We start from the raw sequence: 14572 nt of genomic DNA, 5'->3' as shown, positions 1-14572 counted from the left end.
CAAGTGTACAGAACAATTCCAGTTAGAGCTAAATTTAGTGACGAGGAGACAGCTTTTTGGATCAATCAGTGTGAAAATGCTAATAGTTTGATTAACTGTGCATTGTATGAAGCCAAGAAAATTCATTATGCCAATCTAGAAGCAAACGGCAATGCCTTTACAATTTATTGGCGTGGTGATGATTTGCGTAGCGGTTGGAAAACTTATAGATGTAGTACAACTTATCCAGAATTAGATTTAATTCTTAAGCAGAACGTACACTACAAGGCAATGGCTGCACAGTCAGCACAACAAACGCTGAAGTCTGTCGGGGAATCAATTACAGCTTACAATGGACTGGTTAAAGCTTATTATAATGGCGAGGTTGATAAGCCATCTTTGCCCAAATATCGTAAGAAAGGAGGTCTAGCTGCTGTCACATTTCCTCGCCAAGCTATCAGCTTTAAAGAAGGATACTTTAAACCTTCAATTAGCAAAGAAAGCAAACCAGAATTGTTGTCCGAGATTAGATTATATCTCCCCGAATTCATTGATTCTGATTGGGTTAAAGAGGTAACAATTCGTCCAAACTTTGGGCAACTGTGGATAGATTGGGTAATTGATGATGGTAAAGAACCAATAGGGAATAGCCCCAATTTAGATTATACGCAAGCTTGGAGTTTTGACCACGGCGGATCTAATTGGCTAACAGGTGTTTCAACTCGTGGGAAAAGCTTAATCATTGATGGTCGTAAGCTTAGATCAATGAATCAAGGTTATTGTCGTTTAGTTGCTAAATATAAGCAGGGGAAGTCTGATTTTTATTGGGACTCTAACCTTGATAGAGTGCAGCGTAATCGCAACAATCAGATGCGAGATGCGATTAATAAAGCCGCTAGATTCATTATTAACCAATGCCTAAATGACCGAGTAGGTAACATTATTGTTGGATGGAATACCGGACAGAAACAAAATTCCAACATGGGTAAACGCAATAATCAAAACTTTGTTGTCATCCCCACGGCTAGATTAATCGACAGGTTAAAACAACTCTGCCCTGAGTACGGTATTACCTTAACAATTACCGAAGAAGCGTATACGTCAAAAGCATCATTTCTTGATGGCGACTCCCTACCCAAGCATGGCGAAAAGCCACAAGGGTGGAACCCATCAGGGAAAAGAATAGAGCGAGGGTTATATAAAAGTCGTGATGGCTTCGTTATTAATGCCGATTGCAATGGTAGCGCCAATATCATGAGAAAAGTAGCCACACAGCTAGGATTAAACCTAGCCGAGGTGGGTAGGGCATTCTTGACAGTGCCACAGCGAATTGATTTGTTTACGAGATTAAATAAATCATATCGTAAACGTTGCGGAGCGGGTCTTTTAGACCCCGTAGCAACATCAGTTTAGAATCCCCCGCGCTTCTAGCCGGGGGAGATGTCAAAATGGAGAACAATCGTCATCTCAAGTATTCAGCTTGATGCCCACAATGACACTGAAAGAGCTACAACCTCAACTTTTAGCCCTATCTTTGGAAGAAAAGGCACAGGCAATTCAGATTTTGGCGGCGAGTCTCAGCAATGGGTTGATTGGCATTGAGAAAACACCGGGTGTGATGGGGGGAGATGCCTGTATTCGGCAGACTCGGATTCCTGTTTGGTTGTTGGTTAGCCTCCGCCATCAAGGGGCAAGCGAAGCTTATTTGTTAGAAGATTACCCGACGCTAACTGCTGCTGATTTAGTGAATGCATGGCTGTACGCAGAGGTTTATCCTGAAGAAATTGAAATGGCGTAGGCGTAGCCCGTCGTAGACATCGCATGGCAAGAGGCGGCTTAAGGGTGGTATTGCTTTATGCCGATGAGGGGTTTCCCAAAGTGGTTACGGGGCTACTGTGTAAATTCGGTCACGATGTGATGACAGTACAAGAAGCAGGGCAAACTAACCAGCGAATTCCCGATGATTAGGTGCTTGTATTTGCGACGATTCAAGGGCGAGCAGTGCTGACAATGAATCGAGATGATTTTATCCGCTTACATCGCATGAGTCCCAATACTAGCTCGGTTTAAGGAATTTCTTGGTTGAGAGCAAGCAGGGGGAGCATGGGAAGAAATGGAGGCAGGGGAAGGAGTTTTACCTCCCCTGCTTCCCCTGCCTCCCCTGCTTATCCGAGCAGTATTGGCATGAGTCCAGATCATGCAGGTATCATTGTTTGCACAGAAGATTTGGATCGGCAGCGATTAGCTACCGCGAATTCATGAGGCAATTGGCGGCTGAAGAATCTTTGTTTGGGAAACTGATACGAGTCAATCGCCCACCTGCTGAGAAAAGTAGATGAGGTGAAACGCGATCGCCCATGATTGCAAAGTAGGTTATTCCCATGATTGAAATTCATCAATGGCGCTACGAATTAAGGAAGTTATTTGAGCGCGACGGGTTTCAAAGTTGGCAGCAATGTAAATCAGCAAGATGCCAACTAGCAAGCCAACAACCCATTTTAAAAAAGAGTACTGCAAACTGAAAATTACCGATTGATAAATTGTAGTAATTATAAAAGTGGCTGTACCAATGTAGAGAAAAGCTCGGACTCGTAAAGCTAATCCGGCAAAAATGGCGATGAGGCTGAAAATTCCAGGTATCCAGGCTGCATCTTGATGGAATAAAATAGCCCAACCACAAATTAAACCATTGCCTAGCACTCTCAGAATATGGCGAGCTGCTTTGTATTCTGGTAGTCTCAGTTGAGTATCTACTTGAGCAATATAAAGCAGTGATAATCCAATTGCTGTTACGTACCACAAAGCATCAGTGAGATGCAACTCATTAAACCAACGGTAAAGTGCCCAATCAACCAACGCTACACTGATATACGTAAAGCGGATGTTTTCACCCACTTTGGCGATAAAGATGTAAAATCCAGCTGCGAGTAGTAAGGTAATTGGGTAAGTTTGCAGTCTGGTTTCCCATAAAATTATCAGTGGTGTGATATAAGCGGCTTGTTGCCAAGGTCTTTTAGACCAACCCCAACTTTCCCAAGGTAGGATATACAAAAAATAGGCTACCACACAGGCGATCGCACCATTCCAAGGAACTAACGGCCCAGCCCAAAATTTTCCGACTGCTGTCTCACGCCAATAAACCCTCATGGCGGCTACTTCTAATAAGCCGATGTAAACCCACATCTCGGCTATTGTGATTCCTCCCAAGATGCTGGGGGAAGGGCGCGAATTTCGTCCCTGAAAGATGGCGTAACGAATCAAAAATACTCCAGTTGCCAATCCCACCAAACGGTTAACTCCAATGGGGAGAGGAATTGCAGCCATTAATAAACAGCTACTCCAAGCCCAATGTATATGGGCAATTCCTTTCAATTCTTGGGGAGTCAAGCGCAAGTAACTAACTAGCCAAGGCGATAGGATGCGATAAGCATACATGATACTAGCGCCAAGGGCAGACATGGCAATCAATCCATCACCTAATGCTCCTCCTGAAGCTTGTAACATTTGATAGAACAAAAGTTCATAAGCAGAAATGGATACGCCAATGATTCCTAAGTAAAGCAGGGGTTTAAAACTCTCACGCCGTCGCCCCACGCCAATGATAATTAAAGCTACACCCAAGGAATACAAACCTGTCCACTCGGTAAAGGTGTACAAACGCAGCAATACGCTGAATAAACCATAAATTAAGGGCAAAATGTGAAGGCTGCTAGGAAGCCTTTCTAATTGATGTCGTCGTCGCCACCATTCTCCGACAAGTTGAGCAATTAAACCCAAGGCAATATTTGCGATCGCAACTTTAACAATTGAGCGTTCCCCAAATCCCAACACCTGGGCAGTGAGCAATTCTAAACACCAACCGATGCCATAAAATGCCCAATTTGTCGGTTCGCGCCAACTGCGATAAACAATAGCTGTCAAGGTGATTGCAGTGGCAGCTAAGTACAAAAATCCAGAATTAATAAACCCTGAGTAAATCAATATTGAGTGCAGCGTTAAGCTAAACAACTCAAAACCACACAAGGCGATCGCCCATTTATCACTGGCGGCTGCATATATAACTGCTAATTCGTTACCGCGTCGGCTCAAAACAGTCCGTGTTACCCATAAACTTAAGGTTGCGATCGCTGCTGCCACAAACCAACCTGCCATCGCGAGGCGGGGTAAACCAGGTACACCTGTCCACAGCAACGCCCCAATGAAAGTCAGAGCAAATCCTTCTGTAATTACCGCAGATGGTTGGTTTCGCAAATAGCGCGTATTTACGAACATCAATCCAGTACCTACAGCCAAACCGATTAATCTGGTTTCTGGTAGCTGGAAAATCAGTAATTGGGCAACTACAACTGTCAAAACACTCAAGTAACGGCTAGTAGTCCGACGCTCTACAATTGTGGCATTGGCAACAGCCGTGAGAGTTAAAGGTGTAACTAGCCATAAGGCTCCCCAATAAGCTTGCCTATCAGCTATGCCATACCAAGATGATTCTGCGTTTATCCATAAGAGGAAAAAACTAGCGGCGGCTAGTGCTAAACCGATGTCCCATGCACTATGTCGCCATAATCCATTGCTTAGGCTAAATCCCCATTCTGCAACCATCAGAGCCAATAAAATACTTGCCCAGGCTTGTTGACTCAGGCTTGGTAAGAACCAATTGATGGTAGAGCAAAATGTCAGCACCCCCATGATGTGAGTCAAATATATGAGTGGAAGAGAAGGGGAGCGGCGTTGAGTAACGAATGCGAGAGTGGTAGTAGAAAATAGCAGATTTAGCGATCGCAATGTGGGATTTATGAGAGCGATCGTTGTTAAAAAAGTTCCAAATAAGAGGGTGAGTAGTTCGCCAAATGTAGCCAATTCTCGCTTTTGGCTACGATAAAGGCTATCCGTGAGCGCCACCATCAAAATTACGTAGGGAAATAAAGCTACACCCAGCAAAGCCCAAGGTTCATTTTGAGAATTAGTGAGTTGGGTGGCAGTTGCGATCGCCAATTTCTGTAAGTTATCAGGTACTAATCGCCAACCTAACCAAATCGCCTGTAAACCGATAACAAAAACTACTGCGAAGTCTAGCTTTAAACTGTACCACCGCAAGCGACTTCCTACAAACCACAAACCCAAACCACTTACAGCTATTGCTTGCCAAGGATAATTTACTACCGATACCAACCAACCCAGGAAGAGTAAAATGCCACCAAGTCTTTCCCAGAGTAACAGGGATGACGGAGATGAAGAAGATATTAATGTTACTCCCTCTGCTTCCCCTGCTCCCCCTGCCCCCTGCCCCCTGCCTCCTCCTTGCTGTGCTAACCAAGTTACTAACCAGCCGCAAATGCCAATAGCTAACCCCAACTGCGTCACATCTACTTTGGCAACAAAAATCGCTCGCACTAGCAGCACTATTAATGCATAAATAATTACAGCCGTAGATAAAGTAATATTTGGCTTCTGGCGTAGGTGTAGCCCGTCGTAGACATCGCTTCCATCTGCCTCGTTCCCAGAGTTAAACCCTTGGTAAAGATTGTGATAAACACTAATGATAGTTGTGCCAATCATTGCCATATAAACGGCAACTAAGGGAAATCCTCTTAATTGCCAACCCCAATGCAGATAACTCAGTCCCAGAATATTTACTAGAGGTAATTTCCCAGTATGTAAATTGGTAAAAATAGCCCGATTTTTGGAGAGTAAAACAGTTATAGCAGTGAGAGTAGGACAGGCGATCGCAACTACAATCCAATCCACAGGATTTTGCCACAACCGAAAGCTATCCATCGCCCAAAAGTTCACTGGCACTAACAAAAGGGTGACAATCAGCAAAGTCTGAGCCGTCAATCTGAGGTTGCTTTGCCTAGTTGCCCAAAAACTTAACCCCCAGAAACTCAAAGTATAAGCAAATAAAACTCCATACTGTCCAGAAGCGGGAAACCTTTCCCACTGACTGGCAGCAAGTACCCCAGAGGATACCACTACTAAAAATACTCCTAAAAAAAGCAGCCAACGGACACTCAGTTCTGCCCCCAAGGACTGCAACATTGTGCTGATAAAGTTGGGTTTATCTGGTTTTTGTTGCGGTTGTCTACGGCTACTAGATTGTAAAGCTGCTACAGGCAACTGCTGCACAGGGTCGGAAGTTGCAAATACTACCTTTGTTTTAGCTTTAGCCTGGGGTTGCAACGCCAGCGTACACACCAAAAACTCTTGACATAACTGCCTAACTTGGGTATCGGATATCAAACCTAAGCGCAACCATATATCTAATCCTTCTAATAACTGAGGATGGGAGGACGGCAGTCTAATTTCAATTTTTAGCGGGCGCTCAAGGGGCGATGACATAAGCGGCAGCAGTATAACTATATACTTAATTATGAATTTAATTAAAGTATATTTTGGTTCTAATTGTGCCAGTTATTACGTTAATTGATATTAATTTTTAACAAAACAGAATTCTGGCTGCTGAATTCTGACTTCTTCAACTTCCCCACAAAATTCAAAATTTAACGGTATTCAATAAGTAGTGAGACTAAATCCTAAACTGTCCACTTAAATATTGCTGAATTCTGAATTTTTTAATTAGGTTTTGTTATTTTCCAGAGAAAGCGGTTTACCTGCTGTAATTTTGAATTATAAACTTTTTCAATTCCAGTTTTTAAGAAGTCAGACGGCTTAAACAAGAACAAAAATATGTCAGTAAAACCATTAGTAATCTCTGGTAACTTATTTATTTCGACAATTTGGAATCGCACTTTTGGATCAACCAAATAAGTAAGTACTTCGACTGGTGGAAGTAGGTTATCTTCATCACTAATGATAAGCGGTTTATCAGCTTGATTAACAATGTTAGCAATTTTAGAATATTCTTGGTTATCTCGAGGAAATTGATTCCACCAAATAGGGGATTGATAGTGGGCTATACAAGATATAACTTCGCCCATAATTACCATAAGTGCTATGAGAGACCAGAGCTTTTTTTGCCAAGATTTACTAGAAGTAGACCTGATCTTAGCGGTAAATAGGTAAGCAACAGCTAACTGTATACCTAAAACGGATGGAAGTGTATATCGATTAGTGACTAATCGCTTTTGAAGCACGAAATCCGTTAATAGTAAGGGAAGCATTACAGAACCAATTAAGGTTAAGACAAATAACCAAACTTCTTTATAAGCTTTTCGACAGAGAAAATAAATTGAGTAGCTCATTATAGCTAAAATAATTAAAATAAAAGGAATTAAGGCAATCTTAAGTTTTCCTGGGTCGCTAGGGCTAACACCAAAATCAAAAAATGCACGACTAAAAACACCAACCCACCTTGCAGATAACGCAAAGAATGGTTCTTTAATATTCGCCCAAGCTACTGATTCTGGTTGAGGGTTAGTAATAATAATCCAAATCCAAGGTACAAAAGCCATAAACCCTGTAAACGCTGAAATCAGGTAATAAATCGATATTTTACTCAATCGTAAGCGTTCGATTATAAGTACATAAATTCCCTGTGAAAAAGCAACCAACGTAAAAAACAAATGTGTATAAAACCCTAGTACCAGCGTTGCTGTATAAATGCACCAACTAACCTTTGTTTTGAGACGCATGGCTCGCAACAGTGCTATGCTCGATATTAAGATAGCTACTATCCATAAACTGTATGTTCGTGCTTCTTGTGCATAGACGACATGAATAGGTGAAACAGCTACCAAACCAACGGCTATCCACCCTATTAATGAAGACTCAAATAATTCTTCACATAGCCAATAAAGACAAGGAAAGGTGAGCAGACTCATGAATACTGAAAAACTTCTTGTCACTGCTACAGAATTGCCAAATAACTCTACCCAAAAGCGGCTCATCAAAACGTATAGTGGCAAAATATGCGAGTCTTCTATGATAACCCCTTTAATTGTATCAATTACGTCTTTTTCATTATTAGGATACTGGTATTTAAGTAAATCTTCTCTGCTGAGAATACGACCATTACTTAACTGCTTTCTCATTTCTAATTGCGTGTAGCCAGATAGGCGTAACGATGAAAAAACTTCATCACCCCAATAAAGCTTTTTGTCAATATTGACAAAGCGAAAAAACACACCTATTACTAATAAAATTATGATTATAAAACGTAACCAAGATTTAGAAATAATCCAGTTATGTGGCAATTGGTTTTTCATGTAGTTTTTAATCCTCTTAAGTTATTAATAAAGGGTGGTACATTTTTGTTAGGTTTATCTTTAATATCACCAAATTTGATTATTAATATGCATTTTATTTTAAATCTTATCTTCTCACACGTATTGCACGAGGCTAATAATTATTTTATGTTGGGCAACTGCGAGATTTAAGTTAACTCAAACATTGTAACTTACGTATTTTGTCACCCACTCTCCCTCTAACCAGGAATCATTTGTAAATTAGTAACCGGTTGGTAATGGTCAAAATAAATTAGTATCTTTCAATATGTGAATTGACTAAAATTAATATTTATATAACCTATAAATTAAACACAAGGGAGTTTTTATTATTGATAAAACTTACCTATTAACAGAGAAGCAAAATATTTTAATTAAAAATTTATTATGTTTATAAAATGAGTTTCAAGTATTTTGCAGTTTTTGGCTAGATAATTCCATACTAAATACAGCTGTTTCGTTGTCATCGTACAGTATAAATTAATCAACACATAAAATACTGGTATAAAATAAAAAAATTCATAAAGTTTGTATGAAAACACTATAAAGATATCTATTGATAATAAAAAACACAATAATTTTACTTAGATAATCGCCACAAGCTCCAACAAAAAGGTACTTGCAGCAATAATTTAAGCAAATTGGCTCCATGCTAACCACGTGCGGAAAAGTAGCGATGTCCCATATACTACAGCAGAATGAACGAAAAAGGTCATCGTTGATTCAGTAGTTCGCACTCAAAAAATTAGTGACAAATGTCACTAAAACCCCTAAATATGTTTATAAACGCTTCTATAGTAGCAAACAAAAGAAACATACTTTCTCCTCTCTTAAGCTACGGTGTACACGTTTTTGTACAAAACCAAAATCGTTGAACATCCGCCTAAATCCCCCAGGGCTGTTTCATCGCTTAAAAGGCTGATTTACAAGCGTTTCAAGCAAAAAAATGAGCCTCAACTTGAGGTATAGTGCTAACGCCCCTTAGTCTCTTCGTTTAAGGAAGATAACTTAATCCGCCGACTTTCACGCGATAATGGTACTAAAACTGGCACTTTACTTTGAGCATTGCTTTTTTTAAAGCTTTCCACTATCTTAGATATTTGTGCAATCGTTGGTGCTTCAAATACGCTACGCAAAGGTAACTCCACACGCAAATCATCGCGCACTCTAGAGACAAGTTGAGTTGCTAGTAATGAATGACCGCCTAATTTAAAGAAATTGTCATAAATTCCTAAGCGCTTAAGTCCTAAAACCTCAGCAAAAATTTTCATTAGCGCTTTTTCTATGGGAGTCCGAGGTGCGATGTAATTTTCAGACAATTGGGGCTGAATTGCATCATAGAATCCTCTTAAAGCGCGGCGATTGACTTTACCATTAGCTGTTAAAGGTAAAGACTCTAATATTACAAAAGCTGATGGCATCATGTACTCAGGCAGTTTTTGTGCTATGTAAGTCTGCAATTGCGGCACTAATTTACGCACAGCTTTGGCTTGTAAAGGATTATTGGCGTAAGATTGCCAGGAATGAAATTGAGTTATGCTATGTGGAAAAGTAGCTGTCTTTCCTATTATATTTTGGCGTACAAAAACCACATCATAGTGTCCTTCAATACTTGAACGTGACCAGGTAATATCAACTTTGTAATTTATATCTAATATATAAAAGTCTTCTAGTTCTACTCCTATATTTTCGAGTTCTTGCAAAGCTTTACGAATTTGACCTACAGTTTTATAACCTTCTATATCTGATAGCCATTCTGCTGTTTTAACTGCTGGCATCACTCGCGCATTAGGTACATTATTAATACATAATATTTCTGGTTTAGTTTCAATTAATAACTGATGCACTGCTGATAATGTTAAATTCTCTTCAGACCAGTTCAGTACTGAATAATTTACAGTATTATTAATAGTTTCATCATCAATATGAAGAATTACATTGTACCGAAATTGAGTTAATTCATTGCGTTCGCATCCCCGCAGCAGTTGAATTTGTACATTGCTAATTTGGGGAAAGTATTGCTTTATTGCATTAAAAAAAGCTGGATCAATCACCAGTTCTGTTTCTTGGAAAATTTGCATTTTAACCCGTTGCTGTAATTCGGAACGGGTGAGAGAAGGTTCAGCTTGATAGAGTTGCACTGACGCATGGAAAGCTTGCAATAGTGGTAAACTACGCACATCTCCTATGAAGATAAAGCCACCTGGAGCAGTCGCTTTTACAGCACCTTCTAATACACGAATTAGATAATCAATATTCGGAAAATATTGTACAACTGAGTTTAGAATTACTGCATCAAAAGCTGCTGTTTCTACTTTCTCGAAGTCAGTAGCCATTTGCTGATACAGTGTGACTTGCGGTATTTTTTGCTTTTCTAAGTGCTGCTGAATGTAGTTAAGTGAAAACTGGGGAAAAGTCTGTTCCACAATATTTAGTGCAGTGAGGTGCAATTCTGAACAGAATTAAACCTGTTCCACAACCAATTTCTAACACTCGCTTGGGTTGCAAAGCCAAAATTTGCGCTACTTGGTTATTTACCCACTCATGCATTTGCTCTGCTGGAATAGGCTGATTTGTATAACTACTGTTCCAGCCAACAAAATTCGATGTTGGATCTGAATCAACAGCAGGTTGATTATAAGTTTCGTTATAGAGCATCTGCCATTGCAAAACTTGCTCATTCTGCAATTGTATTGATTGTCCATTCTCCTGCTTACTGCTGTATTCAGCTTTTGCTACTACATAAGCTACTAAACGCTTTTCTTCTTCATACTCACGACTTATTACTACAGTTTGCTGTACTGCTGGATGCTGACTCAGCACTGCTTCAATTTCGCCTAACTCAATGCGGTAGCCACGAATTTTTACTTGCTCGTCGAGGCGGGCTAAAAATTCGATGTTGCCATCTACTCTATAGCGGACTAAATCACCTGTTTTATAAAGTCGTGCTTTTAACTTATTAGTAAAACTATGAGAAATGAAGCATTTAGCAGTTAAATCAGGACAGTTTAAATAACCTCGTGCCAATCCATTACCACTTATATATAATTCTCCTGGTACGCCTATAGGTACTGGTTGTAAATGTTTATCTAGGATGTAAACTTGGGTGTTAGCGATCGCACCGCCAATTACAGGTGCTAAATTGTTTTTATTCGTAACAGAAATATGACCAGAAGTTGTAACAACTGTGTTCTCAGTTGGCCCATAATTATTATACACTTGAAAGGAGTGCGAAGCTAAAGGATATTGATTTAGTTTGTCACCACCTGTAAGCAATATTCGTAAAGCAGCATCTTCAGGAAAATCTAATAATAAAAACTTTTCTGCTATAGGTGTTGGTAAGAAGGAAATTGTGATTTTTTGCGATATTAACCAATCTCGCAGATATTCAGGCGATCGCCTGATTTCATCATCTACAATATAGATGCTTGCTCCAGCACTAAGGTAAGGCCAAATTTCCCAACCACAAGCGTCAAAAGCAACCCCGGCTATCTGTGTTACTCGATCGCTAAGTGAAACCGCAAAGGCTTTTTGATGCCAAAAAACTAGATTTAATAATCCTCTATGTTCAATTTGTACGCCTTTAGGCTTTCCTGTTGAGCCAGAGGTATAAATTACATAAGCAAGGTTGTCTAATACAACTTCAGTAGAAAGATTATCTTCAATCTCTTGAGCAATAATTTTACAATCTTTATCTAAACAGATTATATTTGAATTAGTATTTTCTAAACGTTCAAGCCATTGCTCGTGAGTTAGTAAAACTGAAACTTGAGCATCTTTGAGCATAAAATCCAAACGTTCAGATGGATAACTTGGATCTAGAGGCACATAAGCTCCACCTGCTTTCAGAATGCCCAACATCCCGATTACCATATCAAAAGATCGTTCTACACAAAGCCCGACTAAAACTTCGCTTTTAACTCCTAATTTTTTTAGATAATGTGCAAGTTGGTTGCTGCGTATATTTAACTCTTTGTAGGTGAGTTTACCATCGCCAAATATTAGTGCGATCGCATCAGGATTCTGCTCTGCAATATTCTCAAATAACTGATGAATATATCTATCTTTAGGATAATCTAACTGAGTGTTATTCCATCCAATTAATAAATTATGTTGTTCAGATTCACTTAAAAGCGGTAATTGTGCAATTCGTTGTTCTGGATTTGTAACTATACCCTCAAGTAATGTTTGAAAATGTCCTAATATTCTGGTGATAGTGGCGTCATCAAATAAATCAGTACTGTAAATTACAAACCCACTAATTCCTTCTGAGCTATCTACCCATAAACCATTTTGAGTATTTGGCTCCCACAGGTGGAATTCCAAATCAAAGCGTGTTGTTTCTGTATCAAATGGTAACGGACTTAAAGTTAAACCAGTTAACTCTAATGCTGACATAGGCGCATTTTGCAGAGCAAATACCACTTGAAAGAGCGGATTTTGATTTAAGTTCCGCTCTGGATGCAGTTCTTCTACGAGTTTTTCAAAAGGCAAATCTTGATGGCTGTATGCTCCTAAAGCTACCTCTTTGACTCGATTCAATAATTCTCGAAAAGTTGGATTTCCTGATAGGTCTGTACGCAGTACTAAGCTATTGACAAAAAAACCAATTAATCCCTCAATTTCACTACGATTGCGATTGGCAATAGGTGAACCGATCGCAATATCTTCTTGTTGTGTGTAGCGGTAAAGTAAAACTTTAAATGCTGCTAGTAAGGTTATAAATAAAGTTACCCCTTCTTGCTGTCCAAGAGCTAAAAGTGCTTTGCTCAAATTTTTTGATAATTGCAGAGGTTGCCTTGCACCCTGATAAGTTTGAACACCTAGCCTTGGTCTGTCGGTTGGTAGATTTAATATAGAAATGTCGTCTAATTGCTTTTGCCAGTAACCAAGTTGCTTTTCTAATACTTCCCCTTGCAACCATTGGCGTTGCCAGTATGCAAAGTCTGCATATTGAATTGTAAGTTTCGGCAGAGGAGAAGGCTGATTGTTAGTAAAGGCTGTGTAGAGTGCTGCTATTTCTTGAATCAGCACCCCAATAGACCAACCATCGGAGACAATGTGGTGCATATTTAGCAACAGGATGTATTCTGTCTCATCCAACCACAGCAATTTTACTTGCAGCAACGAATCAGTTGATAAATTAAAAGGATGTTGAGCTTCTTGGTTAGTAAATTGTCGTGCTTGTATTTCTCGTTCGGCTTGTGGCAGTTGCCGTAAATCTATTATCGTTAAAGGTATCGTTAGCGTCGAATTAATTACCTGAACTGGTTGCCCTGACTGGATAACAAAATTGGTGCGTAAAGCTTCGTGTCGTCGCACAATTTCATTAAAAGTTTGTTCTAATGCGGCATTATTTAGCGAACCTGTTAAATGTAATGCTACTGGAATGTTATAGAAAGGATTATTAGGGATTAATTGGTCAATAAACCACAGTCGTTGTTGAGCAAAGGAGAGGGGAAGATTTTCAGAACCTGAAATAGGTAAAAGAGGTCTAAAGCTGTGGTTATTAGTACGATTTGTTGCTTTTAAAAATTCAATAATTTCTGCTTTCTGCTCTTGAATTTTTGCACGCAGTTCTGCTGTAATAATTCCTTCAGGCGCGTTACAACGAAACTTTTCACCATCAATAAAAATTTGAATATCTAAGCTGCGAAGATAAGATAAAAACTCAACTGTATTCAAAATTATACTCCTTCGCAACAGTTGTTACTTACCAGTAATTAATCTCATCTTTTATCACACTTGTAACAACGTATAAATCATTCCTGGGGGTGAAAGTTTCATAAATGTAACTATGGTAGACTATTCCACATTTAAATTACATAAGTTTGGCGGGCAAGATGACCACCCCAGAGCCTGAATTTATCACCACATCTCATTAATTAAATAAGTAATGAGTAATAAGTAATAAGTAATGAGTAATAAGTAAGATTCTTTACTCATTACTCCTTACTCATTACTTCACCCGCGAAGGGAGCAGGGGAGCTTGTGAGAAATGCGGGAGAGGAGTTATGTTTAATTCGATTATGCAAATTAGATGTTTTTTAGCTTATGGTAATCCGCTTTGATTTTTGAATTTATTATTTATGTAGGTGGAGAGTAGAGAAGAAGCCCTTTCGAGTTGTAAGCTTCCTACAAATTAAATAAAAGTCTTGTCTGTAGCTAAGAGACTCCAAAGTAAAAAATATCCAATATTTAGGGTGCTTCAGTCAGATAAAACCTCAAAATACCAAGGAATTATTTGTACTGACGCACCCTATTCACAGAAAATTCGGGATAGCTTAATTTTTGAAGTTCCCTAATTATAGCGCGATCGCTAGTTCACTCCTTCTAAACAAAAGGTTCACTTTTTGTTAAATCCACCCTAGCTGGAACTTTGCTTAAAGGCTAGTTTTTATGTAACCGTTCAC

General features: G+C 39.3%; 8 protein-coding genes. 3 read left to right on the top strand and 5 right to left on the bottom strand.

Annotated features, from left to right (window positions below; translation table 11 throughout):
- The first annotated feature begins 3 nt into the window (after window positions 1-3).
- The 3 genes from ANSO36C_RS18845 to ANSO36C_RS18835 all read left to right on the top strand — a co-directional run bounded on the left by ANSO36C_RS18845 (window position 4) and on the right by ANSO36C_RS18835 (window position 1947).
- Complete coding sequence (locus ANSO36C_RS18845) at window positions 4-1392, top strand: RNA-guided endonuclease InsQ/TnpB family protein (RefSeq protein ID WP_251955778.1); 1389 nt, start codon at window positions 4-6, stop codon at window positions 1390-1392.
- 79 nt (window positions 1393-1471) lie between these two features.
- Window positions 1472-1777, top strand: coding sequence for a DUF433 domain-containing protein (locus ANSO36C_RS18840; protein WP_251955777.1), 306 nt, complete (start codon window positions 1472-1474; stop codon window positions 1775-1777).
- A gap of 23 nt (window positions 1778-1800) precedes the next feature.
- The gene (locus ANSO36C_RS18835; RefSeq protein ID WP_251955776.1) at window positions 1801-1947 is read left to right on the top strand and encodes a hypothetical protein; all 147 of its coding nucleotides are present in this window, start codon (window positions 1801-1803) and stop codon (window positions 1945-1947) included.
- A gap of 277 nt (window positions 1948-2224) precedes the next feature.
- Here the strand turns inward: ANSO36C_RS18835 and ANSO36C_RS18830 are convergent, their stop codons facing one another.
- The 5 genes from ANSO36C_RS18830 to ANSO36C_RS18810 all read right to left on the bottom strand — a co-directional run bounded on the left by ANSO36C_RS18830 (window position 2225) and on the right by ANSO36C_RS18810 (window position 13844).
- Window positions 2225-2362, bottom strand: coding sequence for a hypothetical protein (locus ANSO36C_RS18830; RefSeq protein WP_251955775.1), 138 nt, complete (start codon window positions 2360-2362; stop codon window positions 2225-2227).
- Window positions 2353-6315 carry a DUF2157 domain-containing protein gene (locus tag ANSO36C_RS18825; protein WP_251955774.1) on the bottom strand — a complete coding sequence of 1321 codons (3963 nt, stop codon included), beginning with the start codon at window positions 6313-6315 and terminating at the stop codon, window positions 2353-2355. Before ANSO36C_RS18825 ends, ANSO36C_RS18830 begins: the two co-directional genes overlap by 10 nt.
- A gap of 233 nt (window positions 6316-6548) precedes the next feature.
- Complete coding sequence (locus ANSO36C_RS18820; protein WP_251955773.1) at window positions 6549-8141, bottom strand: glycosyltransferase family 39 protein; 1593 nt, start codon at window positions 8139-8141, stop codon at window positions 6549-6551.
- A 989-nt stretch (window positions 8142-9130) separates the two neighbouring features.
- Complete coding sequence (locus ANSO36C_RS18815; RefSeq protein WP_251955772.1) at window positions 9131-10585, bottom strand: class I SAM-dependent methyltransferase; 1455 nt, start codon at window positions 10583-10585, stop codon at window positions 9131-9133.
- Window positions 10554-13844, bottom strand: coding sequence for an amino acid adenylation domain-containing protein (locus ANSO36C_RS18810; RefSeq protein ID WP_251955771.1), 3291 nt, complete (start codon window positions 13842-13844; stop codon window positions 10554-10556). Before ANSO36C_RS18810 ends, ANSO36C_RS18815 begins: the two co-directional genes overlap by 32 nt.
- Between the last annotated feature and the right edge of the window lie 728 nt (window positions 13845-14572).

The organism is Nostoc cf. commune SO-36, assembly GCF_023734775.1.
Taxonomy (GTDB): Bacteria; Cyanobacteriota; Cyanobacteriia; order Cyanobacteriales; family Nostocaceae; genus Nostoc; species Nostoc commune_A.
The sequence above is the reverse complement of the archived record's forward strand: the minus strand, read 5'-3'. Positions and strand labels throughout refer to the sequence as shown.

Coding starts and splice junctions, on each gene's coding strand:
- ANSO36C_RS18825 (WP_251955774.1), bottom strand. CDS start 6,315: ATGTCATCGCCCCTTGAGCGCCCGCTAAAAATTGAAATTAGACTGCCG.
- ANSO36C_RS18820 (WP_251955773.1), bottom strand. CDS start 8,141: ATGAAAAACCAATTGCCACATAACTGGATTATTTCTAAATCTTGGTTA.
- ANSO36C_RS18840 (WP_251955777.1), top strand. CDS start 1,472: ATGACACTGAAAGAGCTACAACCTCAACTTTTAGCCCTATCTTTGGAA.
- ANSO36C_RS18835 (WP_251955776.1), top strand. CDS start 1,801: ATGGCAAGAGGCGGCTTAAGGGTGGTATTGCTTTATGCCGATGAGGGG.
- ANSO36C_RS18830 (WP_251955775.1), bottom strand. CDS start 2,362: ATGGGAATAACCTACTTTGCAATCATGGGCGATCGCGTTTCACCTCAT.